Below are 16,808 nucleotides of genomic sequence, written 5' to 3' on the forward strand. Positions count from 1 at the left end.
GGCCGATGCCCACGAACAGCAGGACGAAGCCGAAGAACTCCACGTCGCTCGCGATGACCGTGGCCAGGCCGATGCCCACCAGGAGTACGACGAATAGAGAAGGCACGCCTGAATCCTGCTTTTTTGCTTCGATGTAGATCCCTTTCTCGATCATCGCCATGCGTTCATGGTGTCTGATTTCCCGTCCTCTTCTCAAGTACCCCAGTAACGCGCAGATGACGCCCAGTCCGAAGGGGATGGCGATGGCAACGATGGCTGCCTCCTCATAGTCCAGATTCGCGAGGACAACGACCATGACGCATACGCTGACGAAAAACGCTGCCCAGGCCTTCCAGTTATCCATATCCTGCCTCCGATCGGAGATCGCCCTGCCTGTCAACCACCCTGACCTGACCTGCTTCTCAAGGTTTCGACACGAAAGTCGATCGTTTTGTTTCAGAAACTAAAAGTTAAATTGATTTGTCGTTCCCGCCATAAGAAAAGCATGACCGTATGCTGAAACATTTGTAGATTCCCGATAGTCATATAAGCAATAGGGATACCGACCGGGATCCCTGTGAGGGGTCGAATCTGTCGGGCGAAACGGCCCTGTTCATGGCTGTGATGCGCTTGAGACAGGATGAGGCGACCCATGGATTTGAGCGATGAGGAGCTCGTCGCAAGGGCCCGGGAGGGAGACCGGCCGGCCTTCGCCCGTCTCGTCGAGCGGCACAGCGTTTCGGTGTTCAACCTGACGTTGCGGATCGTCGGAAACCGGGAAGACGCGGAAGAGGCCGCGCAGGACGTGTTCGTCCGGGCATTCAGAAGTCTCGACCGGTTTCGCGGGGATTCCAGGTTCTCTACGTGGCTCTATCGCATCGCCGTAAACGTGAGTCTGAGTTCGGCGCGCCGTTCCCGGCGGGATCTGTCCACTACTTCCCTATCGGAGCCTGAAGACGACGAGGACGGATTGCCGATGCAGCTGCCCGATCCGTCGGCGGACCCCGCTGAACGGTTCGAGCAGGCTGAATTCAGGGATCACGTAAGAAACATGGTGGCGTCGCTTCCGCCTATTTACAGCGCGGTGATTTCGATGTATCATATGCAAAGCCTGTCTTACGACGAGATCGCGGAAGCGCTGGAGCTGCCGATCGGCACCGTCAAGGCCCGGTTGTTCCGCGCCCGCGCCGCATTGCGGAAGCTGATCTACCGGTCCATCGAGCCCGATACGCTGAGTTAGGCTGGACCCGGCAACCCCGGTACAGAACGATCATGAACTGTGAATCTGCACAAAGAATGGTGTACGAGGCGGTCGACCGGGCGCTTTCCCCGGAAGAGCGCCGCCTGTTGGATGGCCACCTTGCCGGCTGCGAACGCTGCAGGTCGGAGGCGGCGGTTCTCGACGCGTTGATCGAGACGGTCGAAACGGCCCCGGCCGCCAAACCCACCGAAGCCTTCCTGTCCAACGTGATGGCGCAACTGCCCGCGCCTTCGCGGTCATCGTGGTTCGCGCCGGCCCTGGTCTTTCCCCGTCTCGTGTTCGCCTTTACGCTGGCCGCCGCCGCACTGATCTGGCTGTACCGTGCGTCACTCTTTGAAATCGTGGGAAGCCTCCCGCCCGTTCAGACGGTATCCGGGCCGGTGACGACCTTTATTCAGGATTTCCAGGCATACCTGCAAGCGCAGGCGGGCGCAGTCCTGACCCAATTTCCGGTACCGGTTTCCGCTTCGGTCGAATGGGGTTCCTTGCTGTTGGTCGCCACCACACTCGCGGTCGGCTACCTGCTCATACGCGCGGCCGAGAACCTGCATGTCGGCCGATCGAGCTTCCGGATCGATAGACGGTACTGAAATGCCTGCCCGCACGGGCTGAACAACCGCCGAGCATCCTGCCCCGGCACCCCCGCTTCTCACCCGAGAACCGGGCCGTTCCCATCCCGCATACCTGTTGACATTCCGCGCCTTAATCGTTTTATTTCACCCTGTTGCATACGGTTTGCAAAGGCGGCGGATTCCCCTGATATCGGGATGACCGGACGGTTTCCACATGTCGACGGAACACATTCGCAACTTCTCCATCATCGCGCATATCGATCACGGCAAATCGACGCTGGCGGATCGCCTGCTGGAGATGACGGGCACCGTGTCTCCCCTGAAGATGCGTGCCCAGATGCTCGACAATCTCGACCTGGAGCGGGAGCGGGGCATCACGATCAAGGCCCACGCGATCCGCATGTCCTACGATGCACCGGACGGACGGTCCTTCGCGTTGAATCTGATCGATACCCCCGGACACGTCGATTTTTCCTACGAGGTCTCCCGGAGCCTCGCGGCCTGTGAGGGCGCGCTCCTGATCGTGGACGCCGTACAGGGCATCGAGGCGCAGACGATCAGCAATCTGTACCTGGCCCTGGAGAACGACCTGACCATCATCCCGGTCATCAACAAGATCGATCTGCCCAACGCGCGGGTCGACGTCGTGACGGGCCAGATCGTGGATCTGCTGGGCGTCGACCCCGATGAAATCGTATTGACCAGTGCGAGGGACGGAATCGGTGTCGAAGCGGTACTGGAGGCCATCCTGGACCGTATCCCGCCCCCGGAACCCGACGATGGTCCCTTGCGGGCCCTCATCTTCGATTCGATCTTCGATCAATACCGGGGCGCGGTGCCTTACGTACGCGTCGTGAGTGGCGAAATTAAGCCGGGCATGCACATCAGGATGTGCTCCAACGACAAGCAGTTCGAAGTCGCCGAGACCGGAGTGCTCCGTTTCGACAAGGCGCCCGTGGATGCGCTCACGGCCGGGGAGGTCGGTTATCTGATCGGGAATATCCGCAACGTGGCCGACGCCAGCGTGGGTGACACGGTTACCGACGCCGCCCGGCCCTGCGACGAGCCGCTGCCCGGCTACCGGGAGGCCAAGTCCATGGTGTTCAGCGGGCTCTACCCGACGACATCGGAGGATTACGAACCGCTGAAGGAGGCCCTCGAGAAGTACCAGCTGAACGACGCCGCCCTGGTGTATGAACCCGAGACGTCGGTGGCCCTCGGATTCGGCTTTCGCTGCGGATTCCTCGGTCTGCTCCACATGGAAGTCGTGCAGGAACGGCTCGAACGGGAGTACGGGCTCACGATCCTGGCCACCATGCCCAGCGTGGAGTACCGGATCACGACCACCGCCGGCGAAGTGCTCATGGTGGACAACCCGGCCGACATGCCCGATGCCACGTACATCGACGCCGTGGAAGAGCCGTTCATCCAGGCCCAGATCGTCGTCCCGCACGACTACATCGGCAATATCATGAAACTGACCCGGGACCGACGGGGCGTCTACAAGGCCATGGAATATCTCGACCCGACCCGGGTCGCCCTGCAGTACGAACTGCCGCTGGCGGAGATCGTCTTCGACTTCTACGACCGGTTGAAATCGATCAGCCGCGGCTACGCCTCCTTCGACTACGACTTCCTGGAATACCGTACCTCGCCCCTGGTCAGGCTGAACCTGCTGCTCAACGGCGACCTGGTGGATGCCCTGTCGATCATCATCCACAAGGATAAGGCCTACGAGTGGGGACGCGAGCTGTGCCAGCGGCTGCGCAAGATCATCCCGCGGCAGATGTTCGAGGTCGCCGTCCAGGCCGCCATCGGCGGCCGCGTCATCGCGCGGGAGTCGATCCGTCCCCTGCGCAAGAACGTCACGGCCAAATGCTACGGCGGCGACATCACGCGGAAGCGCAAGCTCCTGGAACGTCAGAAGGAGGGCAAGCGGCGCATGAAGCAGGTGGGAAACGTCGAAGTGCCGCAGGAAGCCTTCCTGGCGGTACTGGATATACGGGGCGAAGGCGCGGCAGTGGGAGGCTGAACGCCCGGAGCGGGATGTCCCGGTGGATGGCACGGTTCCTGGAGGATTCGAACCCTTGGCAAGAAACAAGTCGCTGCTCAGAGAGTACGTGGAAATCCTGCTGTTCACCGTACTGCTCTTCCTCTTCATACGGGCGGAGGTCGTCCAGGCGTTTCGCATACCGTCGGAGTCCATGGAGGCCACCCTCCAGGTAGGGGACTTCCTGCTGGTCAACAAGTTCATCTACGGTCCCGGTATTCCGTTCACCGATATACGCATGCCCGCCTGGCGTGATCCCGAACCCGGCGATATCCTGGTGTTTCCCTATCCCCGCAACCCGGCACAGATGTTCATCAAAAGATGCATCGCCGTCTCCGGCCAGAAGGTGGAAATCCGGGACAAGCGCGTATACGTGGACGACGTGATGGTGGAGAATCCGCCGCAGGTCAAGTTCGATGACCCGTCGGTCAGGGCGGCGACCCGAAGCACGCGAGACAACTGGGGTCCCAAGATCGTCCCGGCGGACGCCCTGTTCGTCATGGGCGACAACCGGGACTACAGTTCCGACAGCAGGTACTGGGGATTCGTGGACCGGGAGGACGTGGTGGGCAACGCCTTCATCATCTACTGGTCCTGGGAACGCCACCGCGAGGACCCCGAACTGGTGTGGCAGTCGTCCAGACCCCTGGAGAGCGTCGCCTCGCTGGTCTACGTACTGGGGTACAATATCGTGCATGTTCCGTGGCGGGTCCGCTGGAACCGCATCGGCAGAATCGTCATGTAGATCGTCGTGCGACTCAGTAGTTCGGGGCGCAATCACAGCAGATCGGGGCGCAAACCCATTGGCCGGCCTCTACGTTCATATTCCCTTCTGCAGCCACGCCTGTCCATACTGCGATTTCTCCTTTGAATTGCTCAAGGGCGGCCGGGTGGACGATCTGCTGGCCGCCCTGGACACCGAGGCGGAGCGGCGCGGCCACGAATCACCCTGGGCCGACGGCGTCTTCGACACGGTCTTCCTGGGAGGCGGCACGCCCACCTGCCTCACGGACCGACAGTTGGACCGCGTCTTCCGGACGATCCATGATCGATTCCGGGTCGCCCCCCATGCCGAGATCACGGTGGAAGCGAATCCGGATACGGTCAGCGTCGCCAAGCTGAAGCGGCTTCGCGGCTTGGGGGTCGACCGGATCTCCATCGGCGTCCAGTCCTTCTCCCCCGATATCCTGCTGACACTCGGTCGTCGCCATACGGCGGACCGGGCCGAAAAGGCGTTTGCGTCCGCCAGGGAAGCCGGTTTCCGGAACGTCAATCTCGATCTCATGTTCGGCGTGCCCGGCCAGTCGGCGGCGGTCTGGGCGGATACGCTGGAACGGGCGGTTACCCTGGACCCCGAGCACCTTTCGGTCTACGGCCTGACGATCGAGCCGGGTACGGAATACGCCCGGCTGGCGGAACAGGGCGCGCTGGACCTGCCGGACGAAGGGTGGCACACGGCCCTGTATTTCCAGGCCCTGGACCGGCTTTCCGACGCCGGTTTCCGGCAGTATGAGATCTCCAACCTGGCGAAACCGGGATTTGCATGCAGGCACAACGAATCCTGCTGGAAGGGCGGCGAATACCTGGGGCTGGGGCCGTCGGCCCACTCGCGCATGGACGGACGGAGACTCGCCAATGCGCGCGGTCTCGCCGACTACCTGCATGCCATGGATGCACAGGGAGAAGCCACCGATATGGATGAAACGCTTTCGGTGGACGAACGTATACACGAGTATATCTTGCTGAGCCTGAGATCCGTGGATGGCCTGGACACCCGGCTCTTCCGAGACCGCTACGGGGACGACGCCATGGACGAACGGGACCCGGCCATCCATGCCCTGGCCGGCGAGGGGTTGCTTGCTAAACGCGGATCGCGGCTCTGCCTGACCCGGAGAGGACTGGCCCTGGCCGACAGCGTCTGCGAATATCTCATGTAGCGGTGTGGCGGGGCAAGGTCGTTTCAGAAAGCGAAGACAACATGAAGAAGATCAGGGTGGGCATCCTGTGCGGGGGCCGGTCGGCGGAACACCAGGTCTCGCTGCAGTCGGCCAGGAATATCGTCGACGCCATCGACCGGGACCGGTACGAGGTCGTGCTGATCGGGATCGACCGAACTGGCCAGTGGCACCTGGGCGATTCGGCGGGATTCCTGCTCAACGCCCACGATCCGAAACAGATCGCCCTGAACCGCCTGAGCGAGACGGTGACCCTCGCACCCGGAGCGCCCAGCGATCCGGTGACGACCACGACGACGCACCGGCCGGCCGGAGACATCGACGTCATATTCCCCGTGCTTCACGGCCCCTTCGGTGAGGACGGCACGGTACAGGGCCTGCTCAAGCTGGCCAATCTGCCCTTTGTCGGTTCGGGCGTCCTGGGATCTGCGGTGTCCATGGACAAGGACGTGATGAAGCGCCTGCTGCGGGACGCTGGCATCGCCATCGCCGAGTTCATGACCTTCGTATCCTCCGGGCGAGACCGGATCTCCTTCGATGAAGTGCGGGACCGGCTGGGCATGCCCTGTTTCATCAAGCCCGCCAACCTGGGTTCCTCCGTCGGAATCACCAAGGCCCGCGATGCCCGTGAATTCGAAGCGGGCGTACGTGAGGCGTTCCGGTACGACCGGAAGATCCTGGTGGAAGAGTGCGTAAGCGGCCGCGAGATCGAATGCGCCGTGCTGGGGAATGCCCGGCCCTGCGCCTCCGGCCTGGGCGAGGTACGGCCCGCCCATGAGTTTTATTCTTACGAGGCAAAGTACATCGACGAGCACGGCGCCGAACTGGAGATTCCGGCCCAATTGCCGCCGGACCTGACAGAGAAGATCCGCGCGACCGCCGTGGAGGCCCACAGGATTCTGGCCTGCGAGGGCATGTCCCGGGTGGACTTCTTTCTGAAGGAAGACGGCGAAATCCTGGTCAACGAGCTCAATACCATTCCCGGGTTCACCCGGATCAGCATGTTCCCCAAGCTGTGGGAAGTCACCGGCGTCTCCTACGCCGACCTGATCGACCGCCTGATCCAGCTTGCGCTGGAACGTTTCGATGAAGAGGAATCGCTCGAAACATAGCCCGGCAGTATGGTTGTTTCATGGACTTTTTTATATTGTCAATGTTGATCGAAATAAAAATCAACATATGTTTTTGTTGGGGACATACCCCGGGCCCATCATCTTGAAAACGGATATGGTCGTTGTCGGCACAGTCGTCATCGGCCTGTCCATCGCGTGCGAACGCGTGCGAACTGCATTGTCGCGGGACGGGCGTAACGCCGGCCGGATTTCGCTTGACACGGCGCCGGCCGCCGAGTTAGAATACCTTGTGTAGCGGCCGTCTCCGGTCCTGTCCATCCCGCGGGAATAGCTCAGTTGGCAGAGCATCAGCTTCCCAAGCTGAGGGTCGCGGGTTCGAGCCCCGTTTCCCGCCTGTCTGCCCTGTGGCGTTCTTGTCCACAGGGCGTTTTCTTTCAAGGGAGGTACCCGTGAGCAGAGCGGCGGTCTGCCAGGCCGGCCTCGGACTGGTCATCGCGGCCCTGGTGTGCACCGGGTGCGGCGCGAAGACCATGCAGTATTCCGGTTCGCTCAATACGCCCGAGGCCGAATACGCGAAGGCGCTGAGCCTGTTGGAATCGGGCGCCCATGACGAGGCGGAAGCGGCATTGCGCAGGACAATGCGGCTCGATGACGGCTTCGCGCCGGCCTATGTGGGGATGAGCCGCCTTCTTCTTGAGCGGGGAGACGTCAAGGAGGCGATCCGGTACGTACACATGGCCCGGATCAGGGACGTGGACTACGTGCCCTGCTGGCTGATGGCCGCCCGTCTCTATGACGCCGCGGGCCAGTACGAAGCGGCGGTGGCCGAGTTCAGGGAGGCGATTACCAGGGACAGAGACCGATTGTGGGCGGTGGAAAGCCATTTCGACCTGGGCCGGACCCTGGAGAAGCTGGAAAGGCTGGAGGAGGCCCACGACGCCTACATGGAGGTAATCGCCCTGGATCCCCTCCATCTCGAGGCCCGGTCCTCGGTGACGCGCATCTGGAAGACCCTCGGTCCCGCATTCCTGATGCGCCTGCGCTACGAGAACCGGGACATCATCCTTCCTTGATGAGGTCCTGGATGAACCTGACGGACCTCGCCAGGGTTTCCCTTCGCTCCGTTTCGCTGTCCCCGGTGATGCCGCATTCATAGGCCAGGTATCCGTCGAAACCGATGTCCCTGAGGGCCGAAAGCCCGGCGCGCCAGTCGATGTCCCCGGAGCCCGGTTCCTGGCGGGTGTTGTCGGCCATGTGCACGTGGCCCACGTAACGGCGTCCGATGCGTCGGAACGTGGCCGGCGTGTCCGTCTCCTCGATGTGCATGTGGAAAAAGTCGCACAGCAGGCTGGCCGACGGCGGATCGCCGGCCCGCCGGATGATTTCGATGCCCCGTTCCTGCTGCCTCAGCAGGTGCTCCTCGTAGCGGTTCAACGGTTCCAGTAACACCATCGTCTGTTGCTCAGCGGCGTATGCCGCCAGGTCCCGAACGATCTCCGTCAGCAACTGCATTTCCAGGGTTACGGCGTCGGCCAGCGGCGTGAGGTCCGGGAGGCGCGGCGGCCCGAATATGGGCGGAAGGATGAGACCGACGGCGCCGAAATGCCCGCACACCTGCAGATTCTCCTTCGCCTCGGCAATGCTGTGGTTCCGCTTGTCGACGTCCGGGTCCAGGAAGTCGAAGGTGCCCTGGCCGCAGAGCGAGACCAGCCGGATGGCGCGGTTCCGCAGCGCGGACTCCAGTTCGTCGATCCGCCGGGCCGGACCCCTTCCGGAGATCTCGAGGCCTTCGACGTTCAATGATTCGGCGAAATCCAGTTTCTCGTCGAGTGTGCCGCCGGGGAGCAGACCTTCCTGCAGGGCGATTTTCATTACGTCTCCTTTGTCTCTTCGGGGTTGGATCAGGCTGCGCCGGCCTGGCGCGTCCTCGGCTATGCGCGCCGGCCAGGCGCGACCATGGGTTTCGAAGTGTTCCAGACCGTGGATGTATCGGGCACATCCGCGTTCCGGTAGGTGGGGATGAAGGACCAGCGTTCCCGGCCGGACCGGTTCGGATGGGAACTGTGCAGCAACCGGTCGTGGAACACCAGCACGTCCCCCTGTTTCATTTCCACGTCGATGATTGCTTCTCCCTCTAGATCATCGTCCGAGACGCGGTTGGTGAACCCCCTGGCGTCCCGCACGGACGCGTGGTCCCGCTTCCGGCGGTGAGAGCCGGGAATGACTCGCAGGCAGCCGTTTTCCGTGGTCGCGTCCTCGAGCGCGATCCAGGCGGACCACTTGGTCGCGCCGCCCCAGTACGCCTGGTCCTGGTGCCAGGGCGAAGCGAAGTGGACTGTCGGGGACTTGAACACGGGCTTCGCGCTGAGGAACTCGATGCGCGGGCCGATCAGCGGTTGCAGGATGGCCGCCATCCGGGGGTCGCAGGAGACCGACGCGAAGCGAGCCGGGATGTTGTCGCACATCCACACGTGAACGCCCGACGGCCCCGAGGTGCTTTCCACCAGCTCCTTCGCCGCGGTCTTGCAGGCGGCCATTTCCTCCGCCGTGAAAACGGATTCGACGAGGAGGAACCCATTCTCCGCGAAGGATGAAGGGGCTGCTTCCGGCACCTTGAGCATATCCGCCTCCCGCAAGCGCTAGTGTGAGTCCCTGGCCACTGGCGCGCCGCTTCCGCCGACCAGAAAATCGAAGTCCACGCCGCGGTCGGCCTGGAGCACGTGGTCCACGTACAACCGGCAGTATCCCCGGTCCATCGAGGGTTCCGGAGGCGACCAGCGGGCCCGCCTCCGGGCCAGCTCATCTTCGGGCACTTCGAGTTCGAGGCGGCGTTGTCCGACGTCCAGCGCGATCATGTCGCCGTCCTGAACGAGGGCCAGCGTGCCGCCCGCGGCGGCTTCCGGCGCCGTGTGGAGCACGACGGTGCCGAAGGCCGTGCCGCTCATTCGCGCGTCGGATATGCGGACCATGTCCGTGACGCCCCGCTGCAGCAGTTTTGACGGCAGGGGCATGTTCCCCACCTCGGCCATGCCCGGATATCCCTTCGGCCCGCAGTTCTTCAACACCAGGACGTCATCGGCCTCCACGTCCAGGTCCGGGTCGTCGATGCGGTCGTGGAGGTCTTCGATGTTTTCGAACACCACGGCACGGCCGCGGTGCCGCATCAGTCCGGGCGACGCCGCCGAGGGCTTGATGATGGCGCCGTCGGGACACAGGTTGCCCCGGAGCACGGCGAGTCCCCCGGTCGTAGTGAGCGGAGCGTCCAGCGTCCGGATCACGTCCCGGTCGTGACAGGGCGCGCCGGCCGTGTTCTCCCCGATGGTCCTGCCGTTCACGGTCCGGGCGTCGCGATGGATCAGGTCGCCCAGTTCGCGGATGACGGCCGGCAAGCCGCCGGCGTAGTAGAAATCTTCCATCAGGTATTTGCCCGAGGGCATCAGGTTCACGATGCACGGGACGTCGCAGCCCAGCTTGTCCCAGTCCTGCAGTGAGAGATCTACGCCGAGGCGGCCCGCGATGGCCAGCAGGTGCACGACCGAGTTGGTGGAACCCCCGACGGCCCCGACGACCCGGATGGCGTTCTCCAGGGCCTCGCGCGTGACGATGCGGGACATGCGCAGGTCCTCCCGGACCATCTCCACCACGCGCGCGCCCGCTTCGTGGGCCAGCTTCATCCGCCGGGCATCGGCCGCGGGTATGGCGGCGTTGCCGGGCATGCCCAGGCCCAGCGCCTCCACGACGCTGGCCATGGTGGAGGCCGTGCCCATGGTCATGCAGTGGCCCGTGGACCGGTTCATGCAGGATTCCGCTTCCAGGAACTCCTCCTCGCTCATCGTCCCGGCGCGCACCTCGTCGCTGAACTTGTAGACGTCCGTGCCGGACCCGATATTCCGTCCTCTGAACCGGCCGTTGAGCATGGGCCCGCCCGAGATGGCCAGGGTGGGCAGGTCGCAGCTCGCCGCGCCCATGAGCAGGGCAGGGGTGGTTTTGTCGCAACCGACGAGCAGGATGACCCCGTCGAGGGGATTGGCCCGGATGGTTTCTTCGACGTCCATGCTCACCAGGTTGCGGAAGAGCATGGTGGTGGGCCGCATGAGGGGCTCGCCCAGGGACATGACGGGAAACTCCACCGGGAACCCGCCCGCTTCGTAGACGCCCCGGCGCACCCGCTCCGCGATGGTCCGGAAATGGGCGTTGCACGGCGTCAGTTCCGACCAGGTGTTGCAGATGCCGATGACGGGCCGGCCGTCGAAGACGTGATCCGGAAGCCCCTGGTTCTTCATCCAGCTTCGATGGATGAACCCCACTTTGTCTCTGGGTCCGAACCAGCGGGCGCTGCGTAGAGACGATGACATGCATGCTCCTGACTTTGATCGTTGGATGGCCTGGCGTTACCTGGTCCGCCGGGCCCGCCGAGCAGGCCGCCTGGCGTTACCTGGTCCGCCGGGCCCGCCGAGCAGGCCGCCTGGCGTTACCTGGTCCGCCTGGTCCGTCCGGTCCGCCAGGCCGCCGACCAGGCCGCGCGCAGCGTGGCGGGGGCGAGGACGAACCGGATGAAGGGAAGGAAAAGGGTGACGGGGATGATCCGGATCTCGCCCCGGCCATCCAGCTCGAATACCGCCTCGTCGAAATCGGGTTCGACCCGCAGCCGCACGCGCTCGGCGCCGTGGAGAAATCCGGTAATGGCGCAGAAAGTGCCCCAGAGGCGGCCCGTGTCACAGGGATTGTCCAGCCCGAAACGGCCCGCGACGTGCAGGGACACGAAACGCACGCACCTTGCCATATCACGCAGGAATCTCAGCACGCCCCGGACGAATCCCCTCGTCTTCAGTACCCGGCGCAAGCGTTCCGACGGAGCACGTTTTCCATCGGCCTTTCCGTCGGTCGAAGTGCGCGCGGACGAGGCCTCCGGCCCGCCTGGACCGCCCGACTCAGCCGGTGCGCGGGCCGGACGCCTGCGCTTACGCTTTCGACGGGCGCCGGTCGATAGGGAAGGGGTGACGCGGAGCAGACCGAACAGCCACCCGAACGTGATCCTGCCCGAGAAGTCCTCCCGGCGAACGACCGAGAAGGTGATCGTCACGGGAACAGCCAGTAGCATCAGCACCGAGAGCAGGAGGGTGACCGGTATGAGCAGATAGGGTTCGAAGATCGGAATCAAGGTTCAGCTTTCTTTTCCGATCGGTGTTTCAACCACCGGTCCAGCACCGACTTCACGAGATCCGCCATCGAGTTCGTGGCCGAGGAGAACCCGGACTGGCCCGCCATGCGCTCCAGCCGGACTTCCCCGTCCCGGACGACCAGCACGGCCACAGGTTGTACGCCGCCGCCGCCGCCGCTGCCGCCCCGTTCCTCTTCCTTTCCCGACATTCCGCCGCCGCCGAAGCCGTAACCGAGCCGAACCAGGGGGACGACCGTCGTCTCCCCGACCTCCACGGGATCGCCGACGACGGACTGCGCCCTGGTCATCTCCCTCATTTCACTCAGTGTGGTCTTGACCAGATTCTCCAGATCAGCCATGCAAAGTCTCCATTTGGTATCGGTCCGTTTGTCCGGTCGCCGGGTGCGTTTTCCCGGTCGCCGGTTGCGTTGCGGAAGATCCCGTCAGTCGCCCCACAGTTCCTCCAGGCGGCGGTCCCGGCCGCAGTTGTACCGGTAGAACTTGTACCGCAACGGGTTCTTGATGTAGTAATCCTGGTGGTATTCTTCGGCCCGGTAAAACGTCGACGCCGAGGTGACCTCGGTCACCACGCGGTCGAACCGGCCGGAATCGATGATCTTCTGCCTGGATGCCTCGGCCAGCGCTTTCTGTTCGGCGTCGTGATAGAAGATCCCGGCGCGGTACTGGTTGCCCTTGTCGCAGAACTGCCGGTCGGAAGCCGTGGGATCGATGTTTACCCAGAAGACGTCCAGCAATTCCTGGTAGGTGATCTTCGCCGGGTCGTAACGGATCTCCATGGCTTCGGTGTGTCCCGTACGGCCGGTGGTTACCTGCCCGTAAGTGGGATTGGGCGTCGTGCCGCCGATATAGCCCGCGATGGTCGAAATGACGCCGTCCAGTTCGTCATAAGGCGGCTCCATGCACCAGAAACAGCCCCCGGCGAAGGTCGCCAGCGCGAATTCGCCGGCCGGCTCGGTCTGCTCGGTCTGCATGGCCTCGCCTGATCGCGGCGCGGGTTCGCTGCCGGACCGGGCCACAGTGTGCATCGTAATGGCGAACAGTGCAGCGATGAGCGCGATCGGCAGGATGCGCTTCGCATTGAACATGGGGATCTCCTTTCACGATGAACGGGCCCGTCCGGATTGCACGGGGGACGGTTCTAGCCGAACAGGCTCAACTGGTTCGTCGGTTTGGATTTCGCCTTTTTCCGCCTGCCCCGATCCGATTTTCGCGGACCGTCCGGACGGTCGTACTGCTTCAACTGTTCTTCTATATCGGTCAGGAAGGGTGACGGCCGGGTGGTACGCACCTCCCCGAAGAGCATGCGCTTCCCGGACCGAACCAGGTAAAGCCGTTCTTTCGCCCGGGTCATGGCCACGTAGAACAGGCGGCGCTCCTCGTCCGCGTCCGACACCTCCCCACCGTGTTTCAGGGGCACCAGGCCGTCTTCGCACCCCACGACGAAGACGACCGGGAATTCGAGTCCCTTGGCCGCGTGCAGGGTCATGAGGTTCACATGCTCCGACGCTTCGCCGAAGGCGTCGTATTCCTGGCTGAGCAGCAGCTTGTCGAGCATGACCGGCAGTTCCGTTTCGATTCGGGCGTACCGGGCGAGCTCGCGCAGGCTGTCATCCGCCCTGGGATAACGCCACTTCAGCTTGTCCCAGATGGAAGAGCGCGCCAGGTTCTCCAATATGTGGGCCGCCGTCCGCTTTTCAAGGTCGGAATTGATCGTCTTCAAGTCACTCAACAGGGCATCCACGCCGTTCCTGGATCGCTTCATGAGCAGGCGGGGATGATCCATCAGTGCTCTCACGTGGTCGATTGTGATCTGGTTGCGCTTTTTCCAGCGTTCCTCGATGAGTTCCACGGTCCGGTCCCCCAGCCCGTCGATCGTCGAAGACAGGCACCGCAGCGCCGAGCCTGTGGTGACGGTCCGTCCGTCGCCCAGTTGAAGCAGGGTAACGATTTCCTGCACGCCCGGCCTGTTGATGAGGGACGTATCCCCCGCTACGTGGTACGGTATTCCGCTGCGCTCGAAGGCTTCCACCAGGGCGGTGTTCTGACTGTTCACCCGGTACAGTACGGCGATGTCGCCGAAGGACCGTTCCTCGCCCGGGTCCGCCCCGTGTTCCAGCCGCCCCGAGTCCTGGGAGAAATGGCTGGTGCCGCCCACCATGCGTTCGATCTGATGCACGACGTACTCGGCTTCGGCCCGGTCCGACCGGGTCTCCCGGATGACCAGGTGTCCCTGGACATAAAGCGCGGCCACCGGCGGCGGCGCCGTGGAAGCGCCGGAAGCGCGCATGACCTGGGACGAGGCGTCGAGCAACGTAGCCGCGGATCGGTAGTTCTCGCCGAGGTACCGTACCTCAGCCCCGGGGAAATCTTCCTCGAAGGAGTGGAAGTAACGGGTGTCCGCCCCGCGAAAACCGTAGATCGCCTGGTTGGGATCTCCGATGGCGGTCATCCGCGCGCCGCCTTCCACCAGGATCTTCAGCAGGTCGTGCTGGGCCGGGTTGATGTCCTGGTACTCGTCCACGAAAACGTAGTGGAACCGCTCGTGCACATTCTGCCTGAACCGCTCGTCCGACCTCAGGAGCTTGGTGGTTTCCAGGATGACGTCGTCGAAATCAAGGAGCCCATGCCGCCGCAGGAGCCGGGTGTACGCCGACACCGCTTCCGGGATTTCACCACTTCGGCCCGACGCCTTCCATCGGGCGACCTCCTCCAGCCGCCTCCTCAGCTGCACGGCGTTGTCCAGCGGCCACTGTGCGCGGGCCAGCCGCTCCTGGTCGTCGGGCGTCGCTACGCTCAGGCTGAAGGGGATGCTCGCATGGCGGGACCACTGGCGCATCAGGGCCAGACAGATCCCGTGGAAAGTGCCGACCATGGCGGCCGCGCCGGCCTTGCCGACCATGGCGGCCGCGCCGGCCTTGCCGTCCGTGGCGGTCGTGCCGTCCTGCCCGTCGAGCAGTGCGGCCAGTCGCGCCTTCAGTTCACCGGCGGCCTTGTTGGTGAAGGTCACGGCCAGCATGCGGTCGGGCGTGGTTCCGTGACGCGCCAGATACGCCATGCGGTGGGTCAGCGTGTGCGTCTTTCCGGTGCCGGGTCCCGCCACGATAAGCAGGTGTCCCTCGCGGTGCGTTACGGCCTTCAACTGATCTTCATTGAGCGGTCCGCTCATCGAGGTCGCGTCTTCCGGAGTTTCAAGCGCCACCAGGTCGGTCACGGAAGGTTCCGCCACGTCGGGGGCCGTCTCTACCGGCATCGCGAACGCCGTCGTCTCCGGTTCAGCCGGCACCGGAACCGCGACGTGAGCCTTCCCGTTGGTGCTTGCCGGGGACGCCTCCTCCACCTCCGGCGTTTCGCCCTCCCCCACAGCCGGCGTATCGTCCGGCACGGGATCCGCTCGAACCGGCTTCTTCTCCTTCACGGGAAGATCTTCCAGCAGGGCGATCTGCGTGTCGTCTCCGAGCCGGTCCTCCGGGTTGAACAACTTGATTACCCCGTAGTCTCCGTCATACCCCGGAAGGATATCCACCTCGCCGACGCGCATGCGGCGAATGCCCTCGGCGATCAGGGTCCCGCCGACCTGCGCGATGTCGTCTTCCGGTATGTCCAGGAGGATGTCGAGTTCGTTGCCCAGTCGCGAGACCATGGCCTGGTATACCGCATCCACCGTCTTGGTTCCGGGTCCGACCTGTTTCGCCTCGCCGATGATCTCGGGCAGGGGGATCACGCTGAAGAAATGTCGCGCGCGGGGGGGCTTCTTCCCCTCTTCGCGGTCCGCAAGCGCTTCCACGCGGGCCATGACCCCCACGGTCACGGGCTTGCCGCAATCCGGACACAGGCCCTTCCCGTCGATCGTTTCCCTCGGGTGCATCCTTCTTTCGCACTTCCTGTGCCCGTCATAGTGGTACTTGCCCTCTTCGGGATAGAACTCCACCGTCCCGGTCAGTCCCTCGTCTTCCGGATCGGATAAGGCGCTGTAGATCGCGGGATAGTCGCAGGACGTGTCGAACAGGGTGGTTTCCCGGCCCAGCTTTCCGGGAGAATGGGCGTCGGAGTTCGATACGAGGACGTAGGGATCGAGCTGCTCCAGCCGCCAGTTCATGAGCGGATCGGACGACAGGCCGGTCTCGACGGCGAAGATGTGGTCCGTGAGGTCGCCGTAACAGTCCGATATCCGGTCGAATCCTCCCCTGGATCCCAGGGCCGAGAACCAGGGCGTCCAGACGTGGGCGGGGATGAGGCAGGCCATCGGGTCGGTCTCCAGGGTGATCTCCAGCAGGTCCCGGGAGTCCAGTCCCAGGATGGGCCGTCCGTCCGATCGGATATTGCCGATGGCGCCCAGGCGGGCCTGCAGGGACTTGGCGGCCTCGAATCCGGGCGCCAGGATGATGTTATGCACCTTCCGCACGCGGCCGAGCCGCTTGTAGATGTTCGATATCTCGACCGTCAGCATGAAACGAACCGGCGCCCGGCAGGCGGCCGGCACCTGGCCGTCCATCGTCCGCTCGAGCTCAGGCTTCAGCCGGAACAGGCCCTCCTCGGCCGGTTGCAGTTTCTCCTCCAGCTCATCCATCCAGCCCGGGTGAACGAAATCCCCGGTGCCCACCACCCGGATGCCCTTCAGCTGGGCCCACTTGTACAGGTGCTCCAGGTTCAGGTTCTTGCTGGTCGCTCTCGAGTAATGGGAGTGGAGATGCAGATCGGCGTGGAAGGGCAAGGCGTTCCCCTGTTCGTTGACCCGT

Annotated in this window: 15 protein-coding genes and 1 tRNA gene; 8 read left to right on the forward strand and 8 right to left on the reverse strand. The window is 63.7% G+C overall.

All coding sequences use genetic code 11. The features are described from left to right. Nucleotides 1–343, reverse strand: a 343-nt coding sequence (locus F4Z81_02400) for a hypothetical protein (protein ID MXW03899.1), incomplete at its 3' end; no start/stop codon positions are given. A 276-nt stretch (nt 344–619) separates the two neighbouring features. Between F4Z81_02400 and F4Z81_02405 the strand changes: the two genes are divergently transcribed. The 8 genes from F4Z81_02405 to F4Z81_02440 all read left to right on the forward strand — a co-directional run bounded on the left by F4Z81_02405 (nt 620) and on the right by F4Z81_02440 (nt 7,963). Beyond that, nucleotides 620–1,219 (forward strand): sigma-70 family RNA polymerase sigma factor, encoded by a 600-nt coding sequence (locus F4Z81_02405; GenBank protein MXW03900.1) that lies wholly within the window; start codon nt 620–622, stop codon nt 1,217–1,219. Nucleotides 1,220–1,251: 32 nt separating this feature from the next. Continuing rightward, entirely contained in the window at nt 1,252–1,830 is a 579-nt protein-coding gene (locus F4Z81_02410; GenBank protein ID MXW03901.1) for a hypothetical protein, read from the forward strand. A gap of 196 nt (nt 1,831–2,026) precedes the next feature. Beyond that, entirely contained in the window at nt 2,027–3,844 is a 1,818-nt protein-coding gene (gene lepA / locus F4Z81_02415; protein MXW03902.1) for an elongation factor 4, read from the forward strand. 55 nt (nt 3,845–3,899) lie between these two features. Next, entirely contained in the window at nt 3,900–4,607 is a 708-nt protein-coding gene (gene lepB / locus F4Z81_02420) for a signal peptidase I (protein MXW03903.1), read from the forward strand. After that, nucleotides 4,558–5,799, forward strand: coding sequence for a radical SAM family heme chaperone HemW (gene hemW / locus F4Z81_02425; GenBank protein ID MXW03904.1), 1,242 nt, complete (start codon nt 4,558–4,560; stop codon nt 5,797–5,799). The genes lepB and hemW overlap by 50 nt, the downstream gene beginning before the upstream one ends. A 41-nt stretch (nt 5,800–5,840) precedes the next feature. Next, nucleotides 5,841–6,929 carry a D-alanine--D-alanine ligase gene (gene ddlA / locus F4Z81_02430; GenBank protein MXW03905.1) on the forward strand — a complete coding sequence of 363 codons (1,089 nt, stop codon included), beginning with the start codon at nt 5,841–5,843 and terminating at the stop codon, nt 6,927–6,929. Between the two features lie 282 nt (nt 6,930–7,211). Beyond that, a tRNA-Gly gene (locus F4Z81_02435) sits at nt 7,212–7,284 on the forward strand. Nucleotides 7,285–7,339: 55 nt separating this feature from the next. Further along, complete coding sequence (locus F4Z81_02440) at nt 7,340–7,963, forward strand: tetratricopeptide repeat protein (protein ID MXW03906.1); 624 nt, start codon at nt 7,340–7,342, stop codon at nt 7,961–7,963. On the opposite strand, the gene F4Z81_02445 is transcribed toward F4Z81_02440, so the two are convergent. The 7 genes from F4Z81_02445 to F4Z81_02475 form a co-directional block, all read right to left on the reverse strand. Continuing rightward, the gene (locus tag F4Z81_02445) at nt 7,950–8,762 is read right to left on the reverse strand and encodes a sugar phosphate isomerase/epimerase (protein MXW03907.1); all 813 of its coding nucleotides are present in this window, start codon (nt 8,760–8,762) and stop codon (nt 7,950–7,952) included. The two genes, F4Z81_02440 and F4Z81_02445, sit on opposite strands and share 14 nt — an antisense overlap. A 59-nt stretch (nt 8,763–8,821) precedes the next feature. Then, nucleotides 8,822–9,511, reverse strand: coding sequence for a phytanoyl-CoA dioxygenase family protein (locus tag F4Z81_02450; protein ID MXW03908.1), 690 nt, complete (start codon nt 9,509–9,511; stop codon nt 8,822–8,824). Nucleotides 9,512–9,529: 18 nt separating this feature from the next. Next, the gene (locus F4Z81_02455; GenBank protein MXW03909.1) at nt 9,530–11,245 is read right to left on the reverse strand and encodes a dihydroxy-acid dehydratase; all 1,716 of its coding nucleotides are present in this window, start codon (nt 11,243–11,245) and stop codon (nt 9,530–9,532) included. A gap of 116 nt (nt 11,246–11,361) precedes the next feature. Next, nucleotides 11,362–12,051, reverse strand: a complete 690-nt coding sequence (locus tag F4Z81_02460) for a DUF2953 domain-containing protein (GenBank protein MXW03910.1) — start codon at nt 12,049–12,051, stop codon at nt 11,362–11,364. Continuing rightward, nucleotides 12,048–12,410 (reverse strand): hypothetical protein, encoded by a 363-nt coding sequence (locus F4Z81_02465; GenBank protein MXW03911.1) that lies wholly within the window; start codon nt 12,408–12,410, stop codon nt 12,048–12,050. Before F4Z81_02465 ends, F4Z81_02460 begins: the two co-directional genes overlap by 4 nt. Nucleotides 12,411–12,494: 84 nt before the next feature. After that, nucleotides 12,495–13,097 carry a peptide-methionine (S)-S-oxide reductase MsrA gene (gene msrA, locus F4Z81_02470; protein MXW03912.1) on the reverse strand — a complete coding sequence of 201 codons (603 nt, stop codon included), beginning with the start codon at nt 13,095–13,097 and terminating at the stop codon, nt 12,495–12,497. Between the two features lie 113 nt (nt 13,098–13,210). Then, the gene (locus F4Z81_02475) at nt 13,211–16,783 is read right to left on the reverse strand and encodes an AAA family ATPase (GenBank protein MXW03913.1); all 3,573 of its coding nucleotides are present in this window, start codon (nt 16,781–16,783) and stop codon (nt 13,211–13,213) included. Nucleotides 16,784–16,808 lie beyond the last annotated feature (25 nt).

The sequence above is a fragment of the Gemmatimonadota bacterium genome, assembly GCA_009835325.1.
GTDB lineage: Bacteria > JAAXHH01 > JAAXHH01 > JAAXHH01 > JAAXHH01 > JAAXHH01.